The organism is Nocardia sp. NPDC002869 (genome assembly GCF_046764065.1).
Lineage (GTDB): Bacteria > Actinomycetota > Actinomycetes > Mycobacteriales > Mycobacteriaceae > Nocardia > Nocardia rhamnosiphila.
Window position 1 is genome coordinate 1 of the sequence record NZ_JBKOOL010000034.1, and the last position, 23,732, is coordinate 23,732.

24 protein-coding genes and 2 tRNA genes are annotated in these 23,732 nt (G+C 68.2%); 10 read left to right on the forward strand and 16 right to left on the reverse strand.

Going from position 1 to position 23,732, the window contains the following annotated elements:
• Positions 1–42: 42 nt before the first annotated feature.
• The gene (locus tag ACLML9_RS09285) at positions 43–285 is read right to left on the reverse strand and encodes a hypothetical protein (protein ID WP_411945121.1); all 243 of its coding nucleotides are present in this window, start codon (positions 283–285) and stop codon (positions 43–45) included.
• Positions 286–602: 317 nt separating this feature from the next.
• On the opposite strand from ACLML9_RS09285, the gene rpmB reads away from it, so the two are divergent.
• From rpmB to ACLML9_RS09300, 3 genes are all read left to right on the forward strand, one after another.
• A complete protein-coding gene (gene rpmB, locus ACLML9_RS09290) occupies positions 603–794 on the forward strand; it encodes a 50S ribosomal protein L28 (protein WP_011210730.1) in 192 nt (63 codons plus the stop codon).
• A gap of 125 nt (positions 795–919) precedes the next feature.
• Positions 920–1,438: an N-acetyltransferase family protein gene (locus ACLML9_RS09295; protein WP_411945122.1), complete on the forward strand. Its 519-nt coding sequence runs from the start codon at positions 920–922 to the stop codon at positions 1,436–1,438.
• A 39-nt stretch (positions 1,439–1,477) separates the two neighbouring features.
• Entirely contained in the window at positions 1,478–2,263 is a 786-nt protein-coding gene (locus ACLML9_RS09300; protein WP_411945123.1) for an enoyl-CoA hydratase/isomerase family protein, read from the forward strand.
• 57 nt (positions 2,264–2,320) lie between these two features.
• Here the strand turns inward: ACLML9_RS09300 and ACLML9_RS09305 are convergent, their stop codons facing one another.
• The 4 genes from ACLML9_RS09305 to ACLML9_RS09320 are packed head-to-tail and all read right to left on the reverse strand — an operon-like array spanning position 2,321 to position 5,290.
• Entirely contained in the window at positions 2,321–3,184 is an 864-nt protein-coding gene (locus ACLML9_RS09305) for an alpha/beta fold hydrolase (protein ID WP_411945124.1), read from the reverse strand.
• Positions 3,185–3,234: 50 nt separating this feature from the next.
• On the reverse strand, positions 3,235–3,474 hold the full coding sequence (locus tag ACLML9_RS09310; protein ID WP_030521824.1) for a hypothetical protein: 240 nt from the start codon (positions 3,472–3,474) through the stop codon (positions 3,235–3,237).
• 38 nt (positions 3,475–3,512) lie between these two features.
• Entirely contained in the window at positions 3,513–4,196 is a 684-nt protein-coding gene (locus tag ACLML9_RS09315) for a uracil-DNA glycosylase (RefSeq protein ID WP_411945125.1), read from the reverse strand.
• 11 nt (positions 4,197–4,207) lie between these two features.
• Positions 4,208–5,290, reverse strand: coding sequence for a thiamine-phosphate kinase (locus ACLML9_RS09320; protein ID WP_411945126.1), 1,083 nt, complete (start codon positions 5,288–5,290; stop codon positions 4,208–4,210).
• Positions 5,291–5,468: 178 nt separating this feature from the next.
• Between ACLML9_RS09320 and ACLML9_RS09325 the strand changes: the two genes are divergently transcribed.
• On the forward strand, positions 5,469–6,062 hold the full coding sequence (locus ACLML9_RS09325; RefSeq protein WP_411945127.1) for a DUF3515 domain-containing protein: 594 nt from the start codon (positions 5,469–5,471) through the stop codon (positions 6,060–6,062).
• A 6-nt stretch (positions 6,063–6,068) separates the two neighbouring features.
• On the opposite strand, the gene ACLML9_RS09330 is transcribed toward ACLML9_RS09325, so the two are convergent.
• The gene (locus ACLML9_RS09330; RefSeq protein WP_411945128.1) at positions 6,069–7,184 is read right to left on the reverse strand and encodes a D-alanine--D-alanine ligase family protein; all 1,116 of its coding nucleotides are present in this window, start codon (positions 7,182–7,184) and stop codon (positions 6,069–6,071) included.
• A 55-nt stretch (positions 7,185–7,239) separates the two neighbouring features.
• Positions 7,240–8,235, reverse strand: coding sequence for an NAD(P)H-dependent glycerol-3-phosphate dehydrogenase (locus ACLML9_RS09335; protein WP_411945129.1), 996 nt, complete (start codon positions 8,233–8,235; stop codon positions 7,240–7,242).
• Between the two features lie 30 nt (positions 8,236–8,265).
• On the opposite strand from ACLML9_RS09335, the gene cofC reads away from it, so the two are divergent.
• The 3 genes from cofC (at position 8,266) to ACLML9_RS09350 (ending at position 12,232) form a co-directional block, all read left to right on the forward strand.
• A complete protein-coding gene (gene cofC, locus ACLML9_RS09340) occupies positions 8,266–8,955 on the forward strand; it encodes a 2-phospho-L-lactate guanylyltransferase (protein ID WP_411945130.1) in 690 nt (229 codons plus the stop codon).
• A 131-nt stretch (positions 8,956–9,086) separates the two neighbouring features.
• Entirely contained in the window at positions 9,087–11,270 is a 2,184-nt protein-coding gene (locus ACLML9_RS09345) for an RNA degradosome polyphosphate kinase (RefSeq protein ID WP_411945131.1), read from the forward strand.
• The gene (locus ACLML9_RS09350) at positions 11,267–12,232 is read left to right on the forward strand and encodes an NUDIX hydrolase (protein ID WP_411945132.1); all 966 of its coding nucleotides are present in this window, start codon (positions 11,267–11,269) and stop codon (positions 12,230–12,232) included. Before ACLML9_RS09345 ends, ACLML9_RS09350 begins: the two co-directional genes overlap by 4 nt.
• Before the next feature lie 286 nt (positions 12,233–12,518).
• On the opposite strand, the gene ACLML9_RS09355 is transcribed toward ACLML9_RS09350, so the two are convergent.
• From ACLML9_RS09355 to leuC, 3 genes are all read right to left on the reverse strand, one after another.
• On the reverse strand, positions 12,519–13,160 hold the full coding sequence (locus ACLML9_RS09355) for an HU family DNA-binding protein (RefSeq protein WP_411945133.1): 642 nt from the start codon (positions 13,158–13,160) through the stop codon (positions 12,519–12,521).
• Positions 13,161–13,316: 156 nt separating this feature from the next.
• Complete coding sequence (gene leuD / locus ACLML9_RS09360; protein WP_411945134.1) at positions 13,317–13,925, reverse strand: 3-isopropylmalate dehydratase small subunit; 609 nt, start codon at positions 13,923–13,925, stop codon at positions 13,317–13,319.
• Between the two features lie 48 nt (positions 13,926–13,973).
• A complete protein-coding gene (leuC, locus tag ACLML9_RS09365; RefSeq protein ID WP_411945135.1) occupies positions 13,974–15,389 on the reverse strand; it encodes a 3-isopropylmalate dehydratase large subunit in 1,416 nt (471 codons plus the stop codon).
• A 146-nt stretch (positions 15,390–15,535) separates the two neighbouring features.
• Here leuC and ACLML9_RS09370 point away from each other — a divergent pair, with 146 nt between their 5' ends.
• Together ACLML9_RS09370 and ACLML9_RS09375 are read left to right on the forward strand one after the other, a co-directional pair.
• Positions 15,536–16,237: an IclR family transcriptional regulator gene (locus tag ACLML9_RS09370; protein WP_411945136.1), complete on the forward strand. Its 702-nt coding sequence runs from the start codon at positions 15,536–15,538 to the stop codon at positions 16,235–16,237.
• A gap of 34 nt (positions 16,238–16,271) precedes the next feature.
• Positions 16,272–16,799: a pyridoxamine 5'-phosphate oxidase family protein gene (locus tag ACLML9_RS09375; RefSeq protein WP_411945137.1), complete on the forward strand. Its 528-nt coding sequence runs from the start codon at positions 16,272–16,274 to the stop codon at positions 16,797–16,799.
• 734 nt (positions 16,800–17,533) lie between these two features.
• On the opposite strand, the gene ACLML9_RS09380 is transcribed toward ACLML9_RS09375, so the two are convergent.
• From ACLML9_RS09380 to ACLML9_RS09395, 4 genes are all read right to left on the reverse strand, one after another.
• A tRNA-Glu gene (locus ACLML9_RS09380) sits at positions 17,534–17,606 on the reverse strand.
• A gap of 149 nt (positions 17,607–17,755) precedes the next feature.
• A tRNA-Gln gene (locus ACLML9_RS09385) sits at positions 17,756–17,827 on the reverse strand.
• Between the two features lie 215 nt (positions 17,828–18,042).
• Entirely contained in the window at positions 18,043–19,518 is a 1,476-nt protein-coding gene (gene gltX, locus ACLML9_RS09390; RefSeq protein ID WP_411945138.1) for a glutamate--tRNA ligase, read from the reverse strand.
• Positions 19,519–19,531: 13 nt separating this feature from the next.
• Complete coding sequence (locus ACLML9_RS09395) at positions 19,532–20,293, reverse strand: fumarylacetoacetate hydrolase family protein (RefSeq protein WP_411945139.1); 762 nt, start codon at positions 20,291–20,293, stop codon at positions 19,532–19,534.
• 186 nt (positions 20,294–20,479) lie between these two features.
• On the opposite strand from ACLML9_RS09395, the gene ACLML9_RS09400 reads away from it, so the two are divergent.
• Positions 20,480–21,697 (forward strand): MFS transporter, encoded by a 1,218-nt coding sequence (locus ACLML9_RS09400; RefSeq protein ID WP_411945140.1) that lies wholly within the window; start codon positions 20,480–20,482, stop codon positions 21,695–21,697.
• Positions 21,698–21,848: 151 nt separating this feature from the next.
• On the opposite strand, the gene ACLML9_RS09405 is transcribed toward ACLML9_RS09400, so the two are convergent.
• Complete coding sequence (locus ACLML9_RS09405; protein ID WP_411945141.1) at positions 21,849–22,451, reverse strand: Uma2 family endonuclease; 603 nt, start codon at positions 22,449–22,451, stop codon at positions 21,849–21,851.
• A 106-nt stretch (positions 22,452–22,557) separates the two neighbouring features.
• A complete protein-coding gene (locus ACLML9_RS09410) occupies positions 22,558–23,565 on the reverse strand; it encodes a 3-isopropylmalate dehydrogenase (protein ID WP_039825907.1) in 1,008 nt (335 codons plus the stop codon).
• Positions 23,566–23,732 lie beyond the last annotated feature (167 nt).

Here is a 23,732-nt window from a genome sequence, read left to right on the forward strand (position 1 = left end):
GGTCACCGGACTCGGCGACGACACCGCCGCGGCGTTGCGCGATCAGCTCGATACCTGCTGCGCTTCCGCGACGGCGGCGCGCATGGTCGCCAGGAGGTTGGTCCCGGTATCGGAATCCGGCACCGGGAAGACATTGAGCGCATCGATCTCCGTGCGCCGCTGTTCGAGCGCGGCCACACAGAGACGGCCCCAGGCCAGAATTTCGGCCCCGCCCAGCCCGCCGTCCGCGGATCCGGTGACCGGCGAACCGTCGCCGCCCACCTGCCGGGTTTCGGGCACCGTCACCTCGTTTCTCGTCGTCGCGGAAGTCGAACGCCAGGTTAGCGGCCGCTCCCGACACCGCGACCCGGGACGGGCCGCGGAGACGGCGCCTCGCGTGGGTGCGCCGGGTAAGCTGCGGATTGATGGATCAACCCCAGTTTGGTGGATCGCAGCGGGTCGGGCTACCCTTGCAGGGTTGCCTGGCGCGGCCGTTATCGGTCGGCGCTGTCCGATGGTCATCGAATCCGCCGATGCTCGTCGGCGGGCATGACGACATTGATCAGGATCGACCACTGTACCGGTGGCAGGTCCCCCATGATGACATGAAGGAGTTCGCGACTATGGCTGCCGTCTGCGACGTCTGCGCCAAAGGCCCCGGCTTCGGTAAATCGGTCTCGCATTCGCACCGGCGCACCAACCGTCGCTGGAACCCGAATATCCAGACCGTGCGGGCGCAGGTCGCCCCGGGTAACACCCGCCGGATGAACGTATGCACCTCCTGCCTGAAGGCGGGCAAGGTGGTCCGCGGCTGAACACCGGGTTACCCGGTTTCATCCGAGACCCTCGGTTCCGACGACCTCGCCCCGGCTCCGCGTAGGACCCGGGGCGAGGTCGTATCGGTATCCGATGCGAGGAGTACCAGACGACCGAGCATCCGATGAGCAAGGCCGCGGCGGCCCCGAATGCCACGCACGGGCCCTGGAACCTCGTGCCCGTCGAGCCCGCGCACGCCCGGGCCCTGGCAGAGTGCAATATCGCCTGCTGGCGTGAGGCCTACCGAGGTCTTGTCCCCGACCACGTCCTGGACGCCTTCGATGTCGATCGCCGCGCCGCGAACTTGGAGCGGATCGCCCGGAACCACTCCGGGCAGCTCCTGGTCGCCGAGGCGGGCACCGAGATCGCCGGATTCACTCAGTACGGCCCGCCCCGCGACGAGCCCGCGGTCGCCGAGCGCGAACTGCAGGCCATGTACGTCCGCGCCCGGTGGTATGGCACCGGGCTCGCGCACGCGTTGATCCGCGCGGTGCTCGAACCGGACCGATCGTGTTCGCTGTGGGTTTTCGAAGGCAATCCGCGGGCCCGCGCTTTCTACAGCAAATACGGATTCGTGCCGGACGGCACCGCCCGGGCCGAACGCTTCGCCATGGCCACCGAGATCCGGCTGGTACGTAGGTAGCGATATCGCCCGGTTCTCCCGCTCGGTAGTGTCGCGGCCATGAGCACCGAGGCCGAGTACATCCGCATCGAGGACGGCGTCCTGGAGATCACCCTGTCCACCGCGGCCAAGGGCACCTCCCTGGATTTCGCCGGAGTCGCCGCGGGCACCACCGCCCTGCACGAATCCGGATCCGATGTGGGCGCGGTGCTACTCGTCGGTGCCGGCCCGAACTTCTGCGCCGGCGGCGATGTGCGCGATTTCGCGGCGGCGCAGGACCGTTCCGCACACCTGTACCAACTCGCCGACACCCTGCACGTTTTCGTCCGGGCACTGGACAGCGCCCCGGCACCGGTCGTCGCCGCGGTGCACGGCTGGGCGGCGGGCGCCGGAATGAGCCTGGTCTGCGCCGCCGATATCGCGATCGGGGGCCCGGGCACCCGGATGCGCCCCGCGTATCCCGGGGTCGGGCTCAGCCCCGACGGCGGGATGTCGTGGACGCTGCCCCGGCTGGTGGGTGCGGCCAAAGCCCGCGAGATCCTGCTGACCGACGCCGTACTCGATGCCACGGAGGCCCAGCGCCTCGGGATTCTGGCGCGTATCGCCGACAGCGACGCGGCGGTCCGCGACGACGCCCGCGAACTGGCGCGCACCCTGGCGCGCGGACCACGCGCGAGCTACGCCTCGATCCGGACCCTGCTCAGCCGGTCGGCCACCGCGACCCTCGGCGAGCAGCTGGACGCCGAACGCGAGGCGATAGGGGCGGCCGCGGGCAGTCCGACCGGTCGCGAAGGTGTGGACGCGTTCCTCGCCAAGCGCGCCCCGGACTATTCCGGGCCGAGCTGACCGTCCCCGGCCCGGCGGCGCGGGGCCGATCGACGCGCCGCCCACGGCCGGTCCCGGTCAGCGAGAAAGGGTGACGAATTTCGCGACCGCCTCGGTGAACGCGTCGTTGTCGTCGCCGGCGGCGGTATGGGCAGCATTGCCGATCTCGACCAATTCGGCGTGTGGCACCAGCTCCAGGAATTCCGCGGCGCCCGCGGCGCTCACCACGTCCGATTGCAATCCCCGTACCAGCAGCACCGGAATATCGAGTGCCCGTGCCGCGCCCTCGAGTGTGCGGGCCATCTCGTCGGGGTCGGCGGATTTGTCGCCGAGAATGCCCGGATCCCAGTGCCAGTACCAGCGGCCGTCGCGTTGGCGCAGGTTACGCAGTAGTCCCGCGTTGGATTTGGGCCGGGGCCGGTGTGGGAGATAGTCGGCCACGGCATCCGCGGCCTCGTCGAGGGTGGCGAAGCCGTCGGGGTTCTTGCTCAGGAAGGTGAGCACGCGGTCGACGCCCTCGGGTTCGGGCCGGGTGACGATATCCACCAGGACCAACGCGCCGATCGCGTCTCCGCCCGGGGCCGCCGTGGCCAGCAGACCGGTGATCCCGCCCATACTGGCGCCGACCACCACCACGGGTCCACCGCCCAGTTGTTCCAGAACCGCGAGTACATCTCCGACCATGGCCTCGTAGCGGTAGTCACGATCGAGTGCCCATTGGCTGTCACCGTGGCCGCGCGCGTCCAGCGTGACCGCCCGGATCCCCGCCGCGCCGAGCTGCGCCCCGGTTTGTTTCCAGGAGTGCCGGGTCTGACCGCCGCCGTGCAGGAACAGCACGGCCGGGCTGTCCGGTGGGCCGTACTGGTCCGCAACGAGCTCGATCCCGCCCCGGCCGCGTAACCGCAGCCGGACGGGATCGAGCAGATTGTTCGCATTACTCACGATTTTCAGCATCGCAAATATGCGGGCGTTACGCCGTACGAACGGACGAATCAGCAGTCCAGGTCCATGGCGCTCAGGGTCCGCTGGAAGAGGCAGGCGCCCTTGGCGTTGACCGAGGCCGAGATCGTGGACGAGCCGGTCGAGGTGAAATCCTCGGCGATCGGGGCAGCGGGCTCGGTCGCCGGACTCATCGGTTCCAGAGTCAGCGGGGCCGCTCCGGCCGTCGCTCCGGCCGCCCCCGTCAGGGCGGCGCCCAACGCGAGCGAGGCAGTGATGCCGCGCAGTTTCATGGTGTGCTCCTCAATCTTGTTTCTCGTTCGACGCCCACTCAGGGCAGGCGCCAGTCCACCGGCTCGGCGCCGAGTTCGTCCAGCAGTTCGTTGACCCGGGAGAACGGACGCGAGCCGAAAAACCCACGCGATGCCGACAGCGGTGACGGGTGCGCGGATTCGATACTGGGCACTTCCGCGGCGGCCAGCGCCGGCTTCAGCGAGGCGGCGTCCCGGCCCCACAGCACGGCCACCAGCGGTTCGTCGCGCGCCACCAGCGCGCTGATCGCCTGCTCGGTGACCTTTTCCCAGCCTTTGCCGCGATGGGAGGCCGGTGTGCCGGGAGTCACCGTCAGGACCCGGTTCAGCATCAGCACACCCTGGCGCGCCCAGGGGCTCAGATCGCCGCAACTCGGGGTGGGATGGCCCAGATCCTTGGTGTATTCGGCGAAGATATTGGCCAGGCTGCGAGGTACCGGCGAAACATCGGGCGCCACCGAGAAGCTCAGTCCCATCGGGTGGCCCGGAGTCGGATAGGGGTCCTGGCCGACGATCAGCACCCGGACCTTGTCGAACGGCTCCTGGAAGGCACGCAGCACATTCTCCCCGGCGGGGAGATACCCGCGGCCCGCGGCGTTCTCGGCACGCAGGAATTCGCCCATCTCCGCAATACGGTCGGCGACCGGATCCAGCGCCTTCGCCCAGCCCGGATCGATGATTTCCACGAGTGGTTTCGTGCTCATGACCGCACAACCTATCGTGAGTGGCCGACATTCGCCGAGTCCGTCCCGGAGAACGCTTCCCAGCCCTGCCGACCGCGGTATCGCGCACCGTCCACGGTCACCCCGTGACCGGCCTCGATATCGCCGATAACGGTCCATCCGGGGGGCGGCGGCGAACCGGCCGGCCAGACCCCGGCGAACACATGATCCTCGCCTCCGGTCAAAATCCAGTGTTGCGCATCGGCTTCCAGTAAACCGGCGCATTCCGCGAGCTCGGTATCGCGCAATGCCGCCGAACGCACATCGATCGCGACTCCCGAGGATTCGGCCAGATGCCCGATATCGGCGAGTAGCCCGTCGGAGATATCGGTGAGCGCCACCGGCGGGTGTGCGCCGGTCACGGCGGCTCGGACGAGGTCGTAGGCGGGTCGCGGGGCACGGTGCGCGGCGACAGCCGTGGCCGCGCCCGGGCCGGACTCCGGTGAGTGGCCGCCCGCGAGTAGGGCGTAACCGGCCGCCGACCAGCCCGGCCGTCCGGCGATCGCGAGGAGCCCACCGGGCCGCGCACCGGATCGGGGCACCGGTTCTTCGCCCAGCGGGTCACCGAAGGCCGTCACCGAGATCACCACCTGCGGGCTGCGCACGATATCCCCACCGGCGATCGAGCCCCCCGCCCGTGTCGCCTCCGCCCAGAACCCGTCCGCGAGTCCGGTCACGAAATCCACCGGGGTCCGTTCCGGTACCCCGAGGCCCACCACGTAGCCGACGGGTTCGGCGCCCATCGCATAGATATCGGCGGCGTTCTGGGCGATCGCCTTGCGGCCGATGTCCTCGGCCCTCGACCAGTCCAGCCGGAAATGCCGGTCCTCGATCAACATATCCGTGCTCACCACATAGCGCCCGCGCGCCGCGGCCAGCACCGCCGCGTCGTCACCGGGGCCCAGTTGCACGGCGGGCCCCTGTTCCCGGCCCGCGTTGATCCGGGCGATGAGGGCGAATTCGCCCACCTCGCGCACCGTCGGTCCTGTACTGATCGTGGGACCTTCCTCACTCGCTGCTGTCACCGGCGGCGTCGGCCGCCGCCTCGCCGGCCCGGACCACGGAGTCGTGTCCACCGGCGGAACGCCGCTCTGCCGTACCCCGGACCGCGCGGATCCCCGATCCCGCGCGCCCGGCCGATACTCCGGCGCTCCCCGCACGACGGTACCCTGTGCCCGGTGACCAGGCGCGGCGGCCGGAACTCCCGTGTGCGCCCCGCCCACCGTGTACGCGCTGACGAAAGGACCGCCGAGGATGCCGGGGACATCGCCGGACGAGGACACCGACACCCCGGACAGCGGCGGCGCCGAGCGCAGCGGGTATTCGCCCGCGCTCATCGCGACCGCGGTCGCGCTGCCGATCGCCCTGCTGATCGGCGTGGTGGTCGCGGCGGTCATCGCCACGCGCACGCCGGTCGAACGCGAACCGCTGGCGCTGGGTCCGGTTCCGGCGCCCGCGGCCGACGGGCCCGCCTGTGCCACCCTGCTGCCCGCACTGCCCGCCGACCTCGGCGAGTACACCCGCGCCACCCTCGTCGAACCGGCGCCGCCGGCGACGACGGCCTGGCAACTGCCCGACGGCGGCGAACCGATCGTGCTGCGGTGCGGACTCGACCGCCCCCTGGAGTTCAACCGGGCGTCCCCGTTACAGGTGGTCAACGACGTGCAGTGGTTCGAAATCCGCGACGACGCGGCCGCCACGGCCACCTGGTTCGCGGTGGACCGCGAAACCTATATCGCCCTCACGGTTCCCGACGGGTCCGGCCCGACGCCCCTGCAGGCGGTATCGGATACCGTCACCGCGCAGCTGCCGACCCGCCCGATCGACCCGGGCGAACTGCCGAACTGAGCGCGGTCAGCGCAGCCCGGTGCCGCGGGCGAGAGCCGTTTCCACAAGTGTGGTCAGCAGTTTCCCGTAACCGACCCCGGTCTCGTCCCACATCCGCGGATACATCGAGATCGGCGTGAACCCGGGCATGGTGTTGATCTCGTTGATCACCGGGCCGTCCTCGGTGAGGAAGAAATCGACGCGGGCCAGGCCCTGGCAGTCCAGCGCGTGGAAGGCGCGCACCGCGATCTCGCGGACCTCGTCGGACACGTCGTCGTCGAGTTTGGCCGGGACGTCGAATTCGCAGACGTCGTCGAGATATTTGGTGTCGAAATCGTAGAAGGCGGGAGCGGGTTTCTCCCCGGCGTCGGCATCGGCCAGATCCTTGGGCATCTTGATCTCGGCGAGCACACTGGCTTCCACCCGGCCGTCCGGGAATTCCAGCACCCCGCATTCGACCTCGCGGCCCACGACGCCCGCTTCCACGATCACTTTCGGGTCGTGGGCGCGCGCGGCGGCGATCGCGGTATCGAGATCACCCCAATCGGTGACCTTGGTGATCCCGATCGAGGAACCGCCGCGCGCGGGTTTCACGAACACCGGCAAGCCCAGCCGCTCCCGCTCCGCGGCGGTGACGGTGGCGGTACCCGGCCGCAACACCACCTGCGCGCCGACCGGCAGGCCGTCGGCGGCGAGGAGTTTCTTGGTGAACTCCTTGTCCATACCGGCCGCACTCGCCAGCACCCCGGGGCCCACGTAGGGGATACCGGCCAGTTCGAGCATGCCCTGCACGGTGCCGTCCTCGCCGAACGCACCGTGCAGTACCGGGAACACCACATCGATGGCTTCCAGCACGGTGTGCGGATCGTCCAGCGCGACCAGTGTCCCGGCCCGGCTCGGGTCCGCGGCCAGCATCAGTTCCCGGCCGCCGCCGGTGACCGAGGGCAGGGTCCGGTCGTGCCGGCCGAGTTCGGCGGCGTCACCGCCGGCCAGCACCCAGGTGCCCTCCGGGGTGATCCCGATCGGTACCGCGTCGAAACGCGCCGGATCGAGGTTCCGCAGCACCGCACCGGCCGACACACACGACACCGTGTGCTCGTTGCTGCGTCCGCCGAAGACTACGGCCACCCTGATCCGCTTCATGACCGAACCGTACCCTGCCGGGACCTCTCCCAACCGTGCCGGACCACCGGTGTGGCTATTCGGGTTTTATCTGCCTGCCCAGCAGCTTCTCCACTGCCGTCTGCACCGCCAGTCCTTCGTGGCACACCTGGTGCACGGCCTCGGTGAGGGGCATCTCCACATTCTTCGCCGCGGCCAGTGCGCGCACCGAGGTGCACGATTTCACCCCTTCGGCGACCTGGCCGTGCGTCGCCTCCTGCGCGGCCTGCATGGACCCGCCGCTGCCGAGAACCTGCCCGAACGAGCGGTTCCGGGACAGCGGCGAGGTACAGGTCGCGATGAGGTCCCCGACTCCGGCCAGCCCGGCCAGGGTCACCGGTTCGGCGCCCAGTGCCACACCGAGCCGGATGATCTCGGCCAGCCCACGGGTCATCAGCCCGGCGAGGGAGTTGTCGCCGAAACCCATCCCCGAGGCGATCCCGCAGGCCAGAGCGATGACATTCTTGCAGGCACCGCCGAGTTCGCAGCCGATCACATCGGTGTTGGTGTAGGGCCGGAAGTAACCGGTCACGCAGGCGCGCTGCACCGCGGCCGCTCGTTCGGCATCGGCGCAGCCGATCACCGTGGCCGCAGGCTGCCCGGCGGCGATCTCCTTGGCCAGATTGGGCCCCGACAGCACCGCGATCCGATCCGGCGCGGCACCGCTGACTTCGGCGATCACCTCGCTCATCCGCAGCAGGGTGCCGTTCTCGATCCCCTTGGCCAGACTCAGCAGCGTGGCGTCGGGGCCGAGGGCCGGTGCCCAGATCTTCAGATTCGCGCGCAGGGATTGCGACGGCACCGCGAGGACCACGATATCGGCGCCGTCGAGTGCCCGCGCGTAGTCGTCGGTCGCCGCGACCGGCGGCAGTTGCACCCCCGGCAGGTAATAGGGGTTGCGGTGGTCGGTGGCCAGCGCCTCGGCGACCTCGGGCCGGCGGGCCCAGATGGTCACCTCGGTTCCCGCCTCGGCCAACACCTTCCCGAATGCCGTGCCCCACGATCCCGCGCCCAGTACCGCCGCCCTCGTCATCAGCCCAATATGCCATGACAGGATGGGGCCATGTGCCCGCACACCGTGCACGCCGTCATCGCGGTGAAAACCCTGGACAGCGCCAAGAGCCGGCTGGCCGGGGTCCTGCCCCCGGCCCAGCGGTCCCGGCTGGTCCTGGCCATGCTGACCGATACCGTGCGCGCGGCCGCGGCGGCCCCGGAGATCGCGTCGATCACCGTGGTGACGCCCGATCCCGTGGTCTCCCGCGCGACCCGCGCGCTCGGTGCCACCGTTCATCCCGAACCCCGCAGCGCCGCCACCGACCCCGATCCCCTCAACACCGCCCTGTCCACCGCGGCGGCCGCGCTGCGCGCCCGGCACGGCGACGTGTCCGTGCTGGCCCTGCAGGCCGACCTGCCGGCCCTGCGCACGCCGGAACTGTCCGCGGTCCTGGCGACCGCCCGCGGTATCCGCGCATTCGTGGCCGACCACGCGGGCACCGGTACCGCGGCGCTGCTGGCTCCGGCCGGTACCGCGCTGCGGCCCAGGTTCGGGCGGGATTCGGCGCGCCACCACCGGGACGACGGCGCGGTCCGGCTGCACGGGGACTGGCCCGGCCTGCGCCACGATGTCGATACCGCCGACGATCTGGCGGCGGTGCGGGCGCTGGGCACGGGACCCGATACCGCCGCGCTGCTCGCCGAACTCGGCTGGCCGGCTCCCGTCCGGGAAGCGGTCACCCAGGTGTGTCAGGCGTAACTCCGCCGTCGCTCCGCACCGCGCGGCCCGGTGGCCGGGAGCCACTCGACCACACCAACGGGCAGCCGCCACCGCGTGAACTCGAGATAACAGTCATCTACGGCATATGCATGGTCGCCTGTTCGTAGGGAATGATCGTAGGTGTGAGCGATACGGAAACCATCAAACAACAGCAGGTGCTCCCGACCCCACCTCCGGCCGCCACTCCGATCCCTGCCGTCGGGACCGCACCTCGTTTGCCGGCCGATCGCTACCTGAACCGGGAGTTGAGCTGGCTGGATTTCAACGCCAGAGTCCTTGCCCTGGCCGAGGACAGTTCGCTGCCGTTGCTGGAACGCGCGAAATTCCTGGCGATCTTCGCCTCGAACCTCGACGAGTTCTACATGGTCCGCGTCGCCGGTCTCAAACGCCGCGCCGAAACGGGGCTTTCGGTGCGATCGGCCGACGGCCGCACGCCGAACGAACAACTGGCCCTCATCGCGGTGCGCAGTCAGGATCTCGCGGTCCGGCACGCCGAGGTCTTCCTCACCGAAGTACTGCCCGCGCTCACCGAAGAGGGCATCGCGATCATCGACTGGTCCGACCTCGACGACGCGGAACGGGAACGACTGTCGGCGCATTTCCAGGATCAGGTCTTCCCTGTACTGACCCCGCTGGCCGTCGATCCGGCCCACCCCTTCCCTTACATCAGCGGCTTGAGCCTCAATCTCGCGGTGACCGTTCAGGACGAGAGCACCGGCGGCGAGCATTTCGCCCGGGTGAAAGTCCCCGACAATGTGGACCGGTTCGTCCGGGTTCGCCGGCCGGGACCCAGCGGTGGCGGCATCGCCGCCTTCCTTCCGATGGAAGCGCTCATCGCGGCCCATCTGGATCAACTGTTCCCCGGTATGACCGTGGTGGAGCACCATTCGTTCCGGATCACCCGCAATGCCGATTTCGAGGTCGACGAGGACCGCGACGAGGACCTGCTGAAGGCGCTGGAGCGGGAACTCGCGCGCCGCCGCTTCGGGTCCCCGGTCCGGCTCGAGGTCTCCGACGATATGACCGAGCACATGCTCGATCTGCTGCTGCGCGAGCTCGAAGTCGATCCCGGCGACGTCATCCAGGTCCCCGGGCTGCTGGATCTGTCCTGCCTGTGGCAGGTGTACGGGGTGGACCGCCCGAACCTCAAGGACGCCCCCTATGTGCCCGCGACGCCGCCCGCGTTCGGCGAACGGGAGACACCGCGCAATGTGTTCCAGGCGCTGCGCGAGGGCGATGTGCTGGTGCACCACCCCTATGATTCGTTCTCCACGAGTGTGCAGCGTTTCATCGAACAGGCCGCCGCCGATCCGCAGGTGCTGGCCATCAAACAGACCCTGTACCGGACCTCCGGCGACTCCCCGATCGTGAACGCCCTCATCGACGCCGCCGAGGCGGGCAAACAGGTGGTGGCGCTGGTGGAGATCAAGGCCCGGTTCGACGAGCAGGCCAACATCAAATGGGCGCGCACGCTGGAACAGGCGGGCGTGCACGTGGTCTACGGTCTGGTCGGGCTGAAGACCCACTGCAAGACCTGTCTGGTGGTGCGCCGCGAGGGTTCCACCATCCGTCGCTACTGCCATATCGGTACCGGGAACTACAACCCCAAGACCGCCCGCCTGTACGAGGATGTCGGATTGCTCACCGCGGCACCCGAAATTGGTGCCGATCTCACCGATCTGTTCAATTCGCTCACCGGCTACTCCCGTAAAACCGACTACCGCAATCTGCTGGTGGCCCCGAACGGCATCCGGGCCGGGATCATCGCCCGGATCGAACGGGAGATCGAACTCGCCCGCTCCGGCGCCGAGGCCGGGATCCGGTTGAAGGCCAATGCGCTGGTCGACGAGCAGATCATCGACGCGCTCTACCGCGCCTCCCAGGCGGGGGTGCCGGTACGCATCGTGGTGCGCAGTATCTGCGGCCTGCGGGCGGGGGTCCCCGGGATGAGCGAGAACATCGAGGTGCGCTCCATTCTGGGCCGCGTACTGGAACATTCCCGGATCCTCAACTTCCGGGCACAGGACGAATTCTGGATCGGCAGCGCCGATATGATGCACCGCAATCTGGACCGCCGGGTGGAGGTCATGGCCCAGGTGAAGGATCCCAAGCTGTGCGAGCGGCTCGACGGTATCTTCGAATCCGCCCTGCACCCGATGACCCGCTGCTGGATCCTGGACGCCGACGGCAACTGGAAATCCAGCCCCGACCGGGCCGGCACCGACGGCGACGGTATCGAAGTCCGCGATCACCAGGTGGCGCTCATGCGGCTACGCCGTCCGGATCAGCAGTGAACGGCACGCATACCCCACCGGCCTACCCGGATCCTCGGACAGCACCCAATATCCATGCGGCGGGCACCGTGTTGTGGCGGCACGCACCCGGTTCCGCGGGCGGTATCGAGATCGCGGTCATCCGGCGCCCCAAATACCAGGACTGGTCGCTGCCCAAGGGCAAACTCGATCCCGGTGAGTCGCCGGTCCTGGCGGCGTTCCGGGAGACCGAGGAGGAGACCGGCTTGCGGCCCCGGCTGGGCCGCTATCTCGGCAAAGTGACCTATCCGGTCACCGGGCATCGCAAGATGAAACGGGTCGACTACTGGGCCGCGGAGGTCGTCGACGGGGAATTCAGCGCCAACAGCGAGGTCGACGAACTGACCTGGTGTGCGCTGGACACGGTGATGTCGGAGCTGTCGTATCCGATGGACCGCCAGATCGTGCGGGCGTTCACCCGGCTGCCCGCCGATACGCATACCGTGCTGCTGGTGCGCCACGCCAAGGCCGGGCGACGCGACCGCTACAAGGGCCCCGACGAGCAGCGCCCGCTGGAACCGGCCGGCTATCGGCAGTCGCTGGCGCTGGTCCCGAATCTGCTGGCGTTCGGCGCGCAGGACATCTATTCGGCCGAACCGCTGCGCTGTGTGCAGACGGTAGCGCCGCTGGCCGAGGAACTCGGCGTCGAGGTGGAGATCGAACCGCTGCTGGGCGATATCGGCTATGCCGCCGATCCGGACAAGGCCCGGGACCGGATCCGGTCGCTGGTCTCGACGCAGCGTGTCCGGGTGCTGTGCAGTCAGGGCGACACCATTCCGGATCTGGTCCGCTGGTGGGCGGCACAGGACGGGATGCGGTTGTCGCCCGCGCGGACCCGTAAGGGGTCGGTCTGGGTGTTGTCGTTCTCGGGTGAGCGGCTGGTGGCCGCCGATCATCTCGACCGATCGCTGGCGGTCGATACCGCGCCCGCGGTCACCGCGTAGGACGCGCGCCGGGCACAAGAAACGGCTACGCCCCCGGGGGTTGCCCGGGGGCTCGTCCGTCCGGCGTTCCGGTCGTGTGGATCTGCGAGTCCCCGAGTCGTCACACCCGGTGACTCGCTGACGAGAACCGATCGCGGGGTCTCGTGCCGTCCGCGGGTGCGAGCACGCACCCGGGATCCGGCGGAGTCGAACAGTGCGGCGGAGCCGCAATGGGCGGGCCGGGCATACGGGATCCGGTGGGACCCCGGCTGGAATCAGTGCGGCGCCGGCACGCCTGGGCTGCGGGTCAGCGAGCCCTTTTGGCTGTCGTCTTCTTGGCCGGGGTCTGCTTTGCGGTGGCCGACTTCTTGGCCGTGGACTTGGCGGCCGTGGTGGTCTTCTTGGCGGTGGCCTTCTTGGTGGCCGCGGCCTTGGCGGGGGTCTTCGTCGCCGTCTTGCGGGCCGCGGCCTTGGTGGCCGTCTTCTTGGCGGCAGTGCTCTTGGCCGGCGCCTTGGTGGCCGTCTTCCGTGCCGTTGTTTTGGCGGGCGCCTTCGTCGCGGCCTTCTTGGCGGTGGTTTTCTTCGCCGTTGTCTTCTTCGCCGTGGATTTCTTGGCCGCCACAGGAGCATTGACACCGCGTTTCACCGCGGGTCCGGTCGCCGCGAGCTTCTGTTTACCCGCGATAACCGCCTTGAACTGGGCGCCGGGCCGGAACGCCGGCACCGAAGTGGGCTTCACCTTGACGGTTTCCCCGGTACGCGGATTCCGCGCCACCCGGGCTGCCCGCTTACGCTGTTCGAACACACCGAATCCGGTGATGGTGACGCTCTGCCCTTTGTGTACCGCGCGCACGATGGTGTCGACCACATGCTCGACTGCCGCGGTGGCCGTGCGCCTGTCAGTACCCAACTTTTCGGTCAGAACGTCGATCAGTTCCGCCTTGTTCATTGAATCCTCCGCAGACTAATGGCCCGTCGTCGGACCGACTAGGTACCACGGTAAACCCACATTGGGCAAGAGTCTATGTGCCACGCCAAAATTCATGTGGTCTAGCACACGCACAGCTACCACGACATCTGGGGGGCCGCTAAGAGGCCGAGAACATTACGCCTGCGAAATAGGTTCGGGCAGGGTCTTTGGTTTCCAAGCCGGCCTTGTCTTTTCGAACTCGGCGATCACATCGCTACGCCGCAGCGTCAGGCCGATGTCGTCCAAACCCTCCAACAGGCGCCACCTGGTGTAGTCGTCAATATCGAACGGCAACACGATGGTTCCTGCGGTCACCGTGCGCGCCGCGAGGTCCACAACCAATTCCAGTCCGGGCTGTTCCTCGAGCAACTTCCAGAGCATTTCGACATCATTCTGTGACATTCGTGCCGCCAGCAGACCACCCTTGCCCGCATTACCGCGGAAGATGTCGGCGAAACGTGAAGAGATAACTACCCGAAAGCCATAGTCCATGAGCGCCCAGACAGCGTGCTCACGGGAAGATCCGGTCCCGAAATCGGGCCCGGCCACCAGGACGCTGCCATGCTTGTACGGCTCGGTGTTCAGAATGAAGTCCTCGTCACCCCGCCAGGCGGCGAACAGGCCGTCTTCGAATCCCGTACGAGTGACGCGCTTCAGATAGACGGCCGGGATGATCTGGTCGGTGTCGACATTGGACCGGCGCAGCGGAACGCCGATCCCCTTGTGCACGGCGAAGGCTTCCATCGTATTTCTCCTGTTTCGGCTATAAGTGGGTTTCGATATAAGACGGGCTCAGTTGAGGTCCGCGGGCGCCGACAGCGTGCCGCGGACCGCGGTCGCGGCGGCCACCGGCGGCGACACCAGATGAGTACGCCCACCTTTGCCCTGCCGGCCCTCGAAGTTCCGGTTCGAGGTGGACGCGCAGCGCTGGCCCGGAGCGAGCTGATCGGGGTTCATCCCCAGGCACATCGAGCACCCGGCCTGCCGCCATTCGGCCCCGGCCGCGGTGAAGATCTCGCCCAGACCCTCCGCCTCGGCCTGTTCCCGCACCCGCATCGAGCCCGGTACCACCAGCATTCGCACGCCCTCGGCCACCTTGCGGCCCTGCAGCACCTCCGCCACGGCCCGCAGATCCTCGATCCGGCCGTTGGTGCAGGATCCGACGAACACGGTGTCCACCGAGACCTCGCGCAGCGGCATACCCGGGGTCAAATCCATATAGCGCAGCGCCTTCTCCGCGGACTCACGCGCGGTCTCGTCGGCGATCTGCGCCGGATCGGGCACATTCGCGCCCAGCGGCAGCCCCTGCCCCGGGTTGGTGCCCCAGGTGACGAACGGGGTGAGCACGCTCGCGTCGATGTGCACCTCCCGGTCGAAAACCGCGTCCTCGTCGGTCTTCAGCGCCTCCCATGCCTCTACCGCGGCATCCCAGTCCGCGCCCTGCGGGGCGTGCGGACGGCCTTTCAAGAACTCGTAGGTGGTTTCGTCCGGGGCGATCATTCCGGCCCGGGCACCGGCTTCGATGGACATATTGCAGACGGTCATCCGCGCTTCCATCGACATATTGCGAATAGCCTCACCGCGATACTCGAGCACATAGCCCTGGCCGCCGCCGGTACCGATTTCGGCGATCACCGCGAGAATCAGGTCTTTACTGGTGACTCCCGGCGGCAGCACGCCGTCCACGGTGATCGCCATTGTCTTGAACGGCCGCAGCGAAAGGGTCTGCGTGGCCAGCACATGCTCGACCTCGCTGGTGCCGATTCCCATGGCCAGCGCGCCGAAGGCACCGTGGGTGGAGGTGTGGCTGTCCCCGCAGACCACGGTGGTGCCGGGCTGGGTCAGCCCCAGCTGCGGTCCCACGACGTGGACGATGCCCTGTTCCCGGTCGCCCATCGGGTGCAGCCGGACGCCGAATTCCGCACAGTTACGGCGCAGCGTCTCCACCTGGATCCGCGACACCGGGTCGGCGATGGGTTTGTCGATATCGACGGTCGGGACATTGTGGTCCTCGGTCGCGATGGTGAGATCGGGCCGGCGCACCGGGCGACCGGCGGCCCGCAGACCGTCGAAGGCCTGCGGGCTGGTCACCTCGTGCACCAGATGCAGATCGATGTAGATGAGATCGGGTTCGCGCGCCTCGCCCTCACCCTCGCCGCGAGCGACGACGTGCTGTTCCCATACCTTCTCGGCCAGCGTACGTGGCATTGTTGCGATCACCTTTCGGGCTCGGCATCCGGCCCGGGCCTGCCCGGCACCGGATACGCGCTAGCTGGAATCATGCGACCCCTTCCAGGACGCCACCTGGGCTGTTCGTAATGGCATCTCAGAATGCAGGACGCTAATATCGTTCTATGAGACAGCATAGCGGTATCGGCGTCCTGGACAAAGCGGTGGCAGTGTTGTATGCGGTCGCCGAGCGGCCCTGCGGTCTCAACGAGCTGTGCGAGCGCACCGGCCTGCCCCGCGCGACCGCGCACCGGCTCGCCGTCGGCCTGGAAACCCACCGGCTGCTCGCCCGGGACGGAAACGGCTCCTGGCGCCCCGGCCCCGCCCTCGCCGAACTCGCTGCCGGCGCCGCCGACCCGCTGCTCGAGGCCGCGACCTCGATTCTGCCGCGGCTGCGCGAGATCACCGGCGAGAGCGTGCAGCTGTACTGCCGGGAGGGCAATGAGCGGGTCTGCGTCGCCGCCCTCGAACCCCCGGCCGGGCTGCGCGACACCGTGCCGATCGGCTCCCGCCTCCCGCTGACCGCGGGATCCGCGGCCAAGGTACTCCTCGCCTGGGCCGATCCCGAGCTACAGCGCACTGTCCTCGGTGACGCCATGTTCACCGAGCGCACGCTCGCCGAGGTCCGCAAACGCGGCTGGGCCCAGAGCGCCGGCGAGCGCGCGGCCGGGGTGGCCAGCGTTTCGGCCCCGGTACGCGATCAGCAGGGCGCGGTGGTCGCCGCGGTCTCGGTGTCGGGGCCGATCGATCGAATGGGCCGCCGACCGGGGGCTCGCTGGGCAGCGGACCTGGTCGCGGCCGCCGATGCGCTGCACCGCCGACTCTGAGCGGCGGGCAGCTGCCGTCACTTATGGTGGCCTGATGGGAGTGAACCAACGGTCACAGATCGTGATGACCGATACCGAGATCACCGATTTCCTCACCCGCAGTCGCGTCGCCACCCTGGCAAGCCTGGGCCCGGACGGTAAACCGCACCTCACCGCCATGTGGTACGCGCTGATCGCCGATCCGGAGCGCCCCGACGCGATACCCGAACTGTGGTTCGAGACCAAGGGCAAATCCCAGAAGGCCGTCAACCTGCGTCGCGACCCCACGGTCACCTGCATGATCGAGGCCGGGAAAACCTATGACACCCTGCGCGGAGTTTCCCTCGAGGGCCGCGCCGAGGTCATCGACGACCCGGAGAAACTGTTCGCCGTCGGGGTCAGCGTCTGGGAGCGCTACACCGGCCCCTACACCGAAGACATGCGCGAGTACGTCCAGGGCATGCTGAACAAGCGCGTCGCGGTCCGTATCGTCCCCGATCGTATCCGCAGCTGGGACCACCGCAAACTGGGCCTACCCGCCATGCCCCTGGGCGGATCCACCGCCAACGCCCTGGACGACTGACCGCCCCCGGTTCTTTCCCGCCGGCAGCCGACGGCACCCGTCCGGCCCGGGTCCGGAAACCCCGCCGACCCGGCCGCTATCGGCCCGGAAACGGGCGCCCTACCGCACTTCCGTCCACCGAACCCGCCCCTCGCCCCGAAGGCGCTCGGACCCGGTTTCCATGGCCGCTCGTTCACCGGGTGGCGGATCGGCTTCCCCGGCCCGGCCCGGTCCTCGCCCCACCGGCTCCCACCCTCCGCTGACATCTTCGAGGCGGACGCGAGTGATTCCCGATCGGACCCGCGCCGACGGCCGCACGGCGCCGACCGCCCTCGTGCGCGAAGTCGAACCAGGGTTTCGGCACAGCTCCGGTCTCGCGTCCGGAGGCCACGGTCCCGAGCACGGGCCCAGGGGCGACGCCTCGACCGGGCCCGTCATTACTTGCCGTCCGCAGCCATCACCACGTCGAGGACAGCCATCCGAACAGGGCTCCGGGGGAAGCCCCGGCAACGTATCCACACGTAACCAGCAAGCGAACGGGTTGCAGGGCGAAGCCCCGATCACATTCACCGGTGAGCATCCCGGAGGGGGTCCAGGGGCGCAGCCCCGGCCGGTCCCCGAACCGTTCCCGGTCCGCAAGGGGGGTCCAGGGGGCGCCGAGCCCCCCTGGGCGGGGTGCGGGGGTTGCACCCCCGCAAAGCATCGCGAATCAGCAAAGGCCCATGCTCTCCATGAGCATGGGCCTCGCAGCTGAGTAGCCCCGACGGGATTTGAACCCGCGCTACCGCCTTGAGAGGGCGGCGTCCTAGGCCGCTAGACGACGGGGCCAGGACTTGTGATCAACTCCTGGCTGGAGTGGATCGCGGATCTCTCGATCCGAAGCTCGATCAGCGTAACCGACCGGGCGGCGGCGACCAAATCGCCTGGATAACTCGTTCCGCACCGCATCTGGACGATGAAGCTGAGAGCGATCTCCGCTGGGGTACCAGGACTCGAACCTAGAATGGCTGAACCAGAATCAGCTGTGTTGCCAATTACACCATACCCCAATGACCTGGGCTTTCGGCTTCACCGCTGGCTGCGGTGGCACCGTCGTTCCGGCCGAGAAAGAGAGTACCAAACCGCTCCGGGGAAACTACAAATCGCCTGGTCACGCCGCCACATCAGGTGTGTAACGGTGCCGCGGCGCCGCCGACCGGCCACGGGCGGGGTGGACCGACGCCGGCCCCGGCGGCCCCGGGGACGGCATCGTGGCACCGGCCGGTCACTCGGCCGGCGGCGTCCATTCGCGGCCCGCGCGCAGTCGCTGCATGGTGAGCTCGCGGCCCAGCAGTTCCATGGATTCGTACAGCGGCGGGCTGATATGCGATCCGGTGACCGATACCCGCACCGGCGCGAACGCCTTCCGCGGTTTCAATTCCATTCCGTCGATAAGCGCGACTTTCAGCGCGTCCTCGATCTCGGAGGCAGTCCAGGCGGTCAGCGGTTCGAGTGCGGAAATTGCGGCATCCAATACCGGAACGGCGTCCGGCCCCAAATTCTTCTTGCCCGCGGCGGGGTCGATACCGAACTCCTCGGACGGTGCGAAGAGGAATCGCAACAGACCCCATGCGTCATCCAGCACGACAATGCGCGTCTGCACCAGATCGGCGGCTGCGGCAAAAACCTTCTCGTCTATTCCGGCACCGATATATCCGCGGTCCGTGAAAAAAGTGCGCAACCGTCCGGCAAAATCGCCCGGTTCCAGCAAACGGATGTGCTCGGCATTGATCGCATCGGCCTTCTTCTGATCGAATCGGGCCGGGTTCGAATTCACCTTCGATATATCGAAGGCCGCGACCATCTCGTTCATGGAGAAGACATCGTGGTCGTCGGCGATGCTCCAGCCGAGGAGCGCGAGGTAATTGAGGAGACCCTCGGGAATGAATCCGCGATCACGGTGGAGGAAGAGGTCGGACTCCGGGTCGCGCTTGGACAGCTTCTTGTTTCCCTGGCCCATCACGAACGGCAGATGACCGAATTCGGGAGTGAAATCGGCGACCCCGATGCGCTGCAACGCGGCATAGAGCGCGAGCTGGCGCGGGGTGGAGGAGAGCAGGTCTTCGCCGCGCAGGACGTGGGTTATCCGCATGGTGGCGTCGTCGACCGGGTTGACCAGCGTATAGAGCGGATCGCCGGTGCCGCGGGTGAGTGCGTAATCCGGCACGGAACCGGCTTTGAAGGTGGTTTCTCCGCGTACCAGATCGTGCCAGGTGAGGTCGGCATCGGGCATACGCAGCCGGACCACCGCGCCCCGGCCGGCGGCCTTGTATTCGGCGATCTGCGCGGCCGTGAGGTCGCGGTCGAAATTATCGTAGCCGAGTTTCGGATCACGCCCGGCCGCCCGGTGGCGCGCCTCGACTTCTTCTGGCGTGGAAAAGGACTCGTACGCCTCGCCGGCGTCGAGGAGTTTTTGCACCACGCCGCGGTGGATTTCGCGCCGCTGCGACTGCCGGTAGGGCGCGTAGGGCCCGCCGATTTCCGGACCTTCGTCCCAATCGAGTCCGAGCCAGCGCAACGCGTCCAACAGCGCCTGATAGGACTCTTCGGAATCCCGTGCGGCATCGGTGTCTTCGATACGGAAGACGAACGTGCCGCCCTGATGGCGGGCATAGGCCCAGTTGAACAGCGCCGTGCGGATGAGCCCGACATGCGGTGTCCCGGTGGGTGACGGGCAGAAACGGACCCGTACGTTTGTCATGTCCCTCTTTCGTTCAGCGTTTCGCGGCAACAGGATTGGTCAGCGTGCCGATACCGGAGACGGTGACCGACACCGTTTGACCGTCTTTCATCGGGCCGACACCCTCGGGAGTTCCGGTGAGGATCACGTCACCGGGGAGCAGGGTCATCACGCGGGTGACCCATTCGATGATATCCGGAATATCATGCAGCAGTAGCGATGTGGTACTGCGTTGGCGTACTTCACCGTCGAGTTCGGTGGTGATCTCGAGATCCGCCGGATCGAGTTCGGTTTCGATCCACGGCCCCAGCGGGCAGAAGGTGTCGTAGCCCTTGGCCCGGGTCCACTGGCCGTCCTGGGCCTGCTGGTCGCGGGCGGTCACATCGTTGGCGACGGTATAGCCCAGGATGACGTCCTTGGCCCGGGCCGCGGGAACGTCCTTGCAGGGCCGGCCGATGACCACGGCGAGTTCACCCTCGTAGTCGACGCGGGACGAACTGGGCGGCACGATGATCGGGATATCGGGGCCGATGATGGACGTATTCGGTTTCATGAAGATCACCGGTTCGGCCGGCGCCTCCCCGCCCATCTCGGCAGCATGGGACGCGTAGTTCTTGCCGACGCAGATCACCTTGCTGGCCAGGATCGGAGCGAGCAGACGGATATCGGCCAGCGGCCAGCGGCGGCCGGTGAACGTCGGGGTACCGAACGGGTGTTCGGCGATTTCCTTGGCGGTTTCGCCTTCGATGGCGACGAACGCGACCCCGTCGGGGCTGGCAACTCGACCTAGACGCATGACCGAAGTCTATCCAGCCGGGTTCACCAGCCCGAATGCGCCCGACCGGTCGGTCCGCCCGATGGTGAGAACCGTGCCACTACTTGCGGGATCCGGGGCCCGGAGGTGTACCGTGACCGTCGTACGTTCAAAGACTGAGAATTCATTCTCATATATTGAGATGCTCTCGTTCCGAGATGGGGAACCATGGCGCACAGTCCTTCGACGGCCCTCCCGATCGTCGCGCCCGGCAGGCAGATCTCCCCCGCCCACCGCTGGCTCATGCTCGCCTTCGGGGTCTTCGCCCAGGTGTCCAGCGCGATCTTCGTACACGGGGTGCCGTTCCTGCTCCCCGCGCTGACCGCCGGGGGCATGCCGCTGCCCACCGCCGGCCTGCTGGTGGCCATGCCCACCGTCGGCCTGTGCTGCGCCCTCATCGCCTGGGGCTATCTGGTCGACCGGGTCGGCGAACGGATCGCCCTGGTCGCCGGGCCGGTGATCATGTGCGTGGCCGGTGCGGCCGCCGCCTGTACCACCAGCCACCCCGCCCTCGGGCTCCTGCTGTTCCTCGGGGGGATAGGCGCCGCCAGCACCAACGGTGCCAGCGGCCGGGTGATCGTCGGCTGGTTCCCGCCAGACCGCCGTGGCCTGGCCATGGGCATCCGGCAGACCGGCCAGCCGCTGGGCGTCGGGATCGCGGCGATGTCCGTGCCCCTGGTCGCCGACCGCTTCGGGGTCGCGCCCGCGCTCGGCGTGCCCGCGTTACTGGCCGGACTGGCCGCCGTGTGCTGCCTGCTGGGCATCATCGACCCACCCCGGCCGCCACGAGCCCAGGAGACCGGCGCCAATCCCTACCGGGGCAGCAGCACACTGTGGCGTATCCACGGCGTGTCGATCCTGCTGGTCGTCCCCCAGGCCACCGTCTGGACCTTCGCGCTGCTGTGGCTCCACCGCGACCTCGGCTGGTCGCTGGCGGCGGCCGGCGCGCTGGTTACCGGCACCCAGATCCTGGGCGCCCTGGGCCGGATCGGCGCCGGCGCGTGGTCGGACCGGGTCGGCAGCCGGATGGGCCCGCTGCGCCAGGTCGCGATCGCCGCGGTCGCCACCATGGCCCTGCTGGCGCTGACCTCCTGGACGCACTGGTGGTGGGCCGCCGTCCCGCTGCTCGTCGTCGCCTCGGTGGTCACGGTCTCCGACAACGGCCTGGCCTTCACCGCCATCGCCGAACGCGCCGGGCCGTTCTGGAGCGGTCGCGGGCTGGGCATCCAGAACACCGGCCAGAACCTGACCGTCGCCGCGGTGCCCCCGGTATTCGGCGCGCTCATCACCGCGACCGGGTTCCCGGCGGTCTACCTGGCGGCAGCGGCCCTGGCGGCCGTGGCGATCCCGCTGGTCCCGGTAGGTTCGGAAAAGCCCCTCGAATGACCAGGAGCCGAATTCGTTACCGCCGACAGCTGTCCCGGCCGTCCCGGGTGTCCAACCGATACCCGGTCGGGCCTCGATGAGCACAGGCACGCCGACCACATGGATAGTCGGGCCGGTGGTTCATCCGGTGGTCCGGCCGGGATGACACCCGTCAGATATCAATGAGCACCGCGGGATCGAACGTCACGCGAATCATCTTGTCGGCCTCGATCTCGGCGGTGAACTCTTGCCCTTCGGTGGCTGTGGGATCCCACCGATAGCTAGCGCCGTCCAGGATTCCGCGATGGATCCGAACCTTCGGTTGATGCTCGATGATCCAGTACTGCGGTATACCCAGCTCCGCGTATTCGCGTACCTTTCGCACCCGGTCTGTGCGCTCACTGCCGCTACCAGGAGATACCACCTCCACCACCAGCAGGAGGTCGATGCCGGGTATCAGTTTCGGTGACTCATCGGCGATCACCGAACGCGCGACGTCGTAAGGAACCAGTGCGACATCCGGCTTCCGCACACCGGCAGGGGTGCTGACCTCCCATTCCCCACCGTCGCACACGATGACAGCGGCATCACCGAGCATTCCCTCGATCTTGCGGGCGAGTGTTCGCGCGATCCAGTTGTGCCGTGCCCCCGCCGCCACCTCGACCAACCACCCGTCTTCGAGTTCGAAACCCTTGCCATCTTCCGGCAGATCGTAGAGATCCAGCATCGTGTACGGGCCGAAGCCGGCATCAGAGGTGGCGTGCCACGCGGTCATGCTGCCCTCCAAGTGCTCGGACCATCCATCGGGGATACGCCCAGGTATCCCCGATGGTATCGGACGCGCAACCCCGTTTCGCGCACGGAAATCCGGGCCCTCGAGCTCAGAGGGCGGCGGCGATCCGATCGCCGATCTCGGTGGTGGACGCGGTGCCGGTACGGCCGGACAGATCCTTGGCCACCGCGTCCTGGATACGGGCCGCGGCCGCGGTCTCGCCCTTGTGCTCGAGCAGCAGCGAGACCGAGAGGATGGCCGCGGTCGGGTCGGCCTTGGACTGACCGGCGATATCGGGGGCGCTGCCGTGCACCGGTTCGAACATGCTCGGGTTGGTGCCGGTGGCGTCGATATTGCCGCTGGCGGCCAGGCCGATACCGCCGCTGACGGCGGCGGCGAGGTCGGTGATGATATCGCCGAACAGGTTGTCGGTGACGATCACGTCGAAGCGGCCCGGATCGTTGACCATATGGATGGTGGCGGCGTCGATGTGCTGGTAGGCCACCTCGACATCACCGAACTCCGCACCGACCTCGTCCACCGTGCGCTGCCACAACGAACCGGCGAAGGCGAGCACATTCGTCTTGTGCACCAGGGTGAGATGCTTGCGCCGGGCCTGCGCCTTGGCGAAGGCGTAGCGGACCACGCGTTCGACACCGAACCGGGTGTTGGTGCTGACCTCGGTGGCGACCTCGTGCGGCGTATCCACCCGGATCGCGCCCCCGGTGCCGGTGTACGGGCCCTCGGTACCTTCCCGGACCACCACGAAGTCGATATCCGGGGTTCCCGCCAGCGGGCTGCCGACCCCCGGGTACAGCTTGGAGGGGCGCAGGTTCACGTGGTGATCGAGGGCGAAACGGGTGCGCAGCAGCAGACCGCGTTCCAGGATGCCGCTGGGCACCGACGGGTCGCCGATCGCACCGAGCAGGATCGCGTCGTGCTGTTTCAGTTCCGGCAGCACCGATTCGGGCAGGATCTCCCCGGTGGCGTGGTAACGCTTGGCGCCCAGGTCGTAATGGGTCCGTTCGACCCCGGGCAGCACCACATCGAGCACTTTGAGCGCCTCGGTGACGACTTCCGGTCCGATACCGTCACCGGGGATCACGGCGAGTTTCATGACAACCACGCTTTCTACGAACGAGGCCGCGAACAGGGCGGGACGCGGCTGCCGGGCCGGGTTGGTCTGTCACCGGGACGGTGGCCGGGAACGGCCCGCCCCGGACCGCGTGGCCCGGGGCGGGTGCGTACCCGTCTGCGCACGCCGCCCACCGGCCCGGGCGGCAG

Coding starts and splice junctions, on each gene's coding strand:
- rpmB (WP_011210730.1), top strand. CDS start 603: ATGGCTGCCGTCTGCGACGTCTGCGCCAAAGGCCCCGGCTTCGGTAAA.
- ACLML9_RS09300 (WP_411945123.1), top strand. CDS start 1,478: ATGAGCACCGAGGCCGAGTACATCCGCATCGAGGACGGCGTCCTGGAG.
- ACLML9_RS09315 (WP_411945125.1), bottom strand. CDS start 4,196: ATGAGCACGAAACCACTCGTGGAAATCATCGATCCGGGCTGGGCGAAG.
- leuC (WP_411945135.1), bottom strand. CDS start 15,389: ATGCCACGTACGCTGGCCGAGAAGGTATGGGAACAGCACGTCGTCGCT.
- ACLML9_RS09330 (WP_411945128.1), bottom strand. CDS start 7,184: ATGAAGCGGATCAGGGTGGCCGTAGTCTTCGGCGGACGCAGCAACGAG.
- ACLML9_RS09335 (WP_411945129.1), bottom strand. CDS start 8,235: ATGACGAGGGCGGCGGTACTGGGCGCGGGATCGTGGGGCACGGCATTC.
- ACLML9_RS09370 (WP_411945136.1), top strand. CDS start 15,536: ATGAGACAGCATAGCGGTATCGGCGTCCTGGACAAAGCGGTGGCAGTG.
- ACLML9_RS09405 (WP_411945141.1), bottom strand. CDS start 22,451: ATGACCGCGTGGCACGCCACCTCTGATGCCGGCTTCGGCCCGTACACG.
- ACLML9_RS09325 (WP_411945127.1), top strand. CDS start 5,469: ATGCCGGGGACATCGCCGGACGAGGACACCGACACCCCGGACAGCGGC.
- ACLML9_RS09375 (WP_411945137.1), top strand. CDS start 16,272: ATGGGAGTGAACCAACGGTCACAGATCGTGATGACCGATACCGAGATC.
- ACLML9_RS09395 (WP_411945139.1), bottom strand. CDS start 20,293: ATGCGTCTAGGTCGAGTTGCCAGCCCCGACGGGGTCGCGTTCGTCGCC.
- cofC (WP_411945130.1), top strand. CDS start 8,266: ATGTGCCCGCACACCGTGCACGCCGTCATCGCGGTGAAAACCCTGGAC.
- ACLML9_RS09410 (WP_039825907.1), bottom strand. CDS start 23,565: ATGAAACTCGCCGTGATCCCCGGTGACGGTATCGGACCGGAAGTCGTC.
- ACLML9_RS09345 (WP_411945131.1), top strand. CDS start 9,087: ATGATCGTAGGTGTGAGCGATACGGAAACCATCAAACAACAGCAGGTG.
- ACLML9_RS09310 (WP_030521824.1), bottom strand. CDS start 3,474: ATGAAACTGCGCGGCATCACTGCCTCGCTCGCGTTGGGCGCCGCCCTG.
- ACLML9_RS09355 (WP_411945133.1), bottom strand. CDS start 13,160: ATGAACAAGGCGGAACTGATCGACGTTCTGACCGAAAAGTTGGGTACT.
- gltX (WP_411945138.1), bottom strand. CDS start 19,518: ATGACAAACGTACGGGTCCGTTTCTGCCCGTCACCCACCGGGACACCG.
- leuD (WP_411945134.1), bottom strand. CDS start 13,925: ATGGAAGCCTTCGCCGTGCACAAGGGGATCGGCGTTCCGCTGCGCCGG.
- ACLML9_RS09295 (WP_411945122.1), top strand. CDS start 920: ATGAGCAAGGCCGCGGCGGCCCCGAATGCCACGCACGGGCCCTGGAAC.
- ACLML9_RS09400 (WP_411945140.1), top strand. CDS start 20,480: ATGGCGCACAGTCCTTCGACGGCCCTCCCGATCGTCGCGCCCGGCAGG.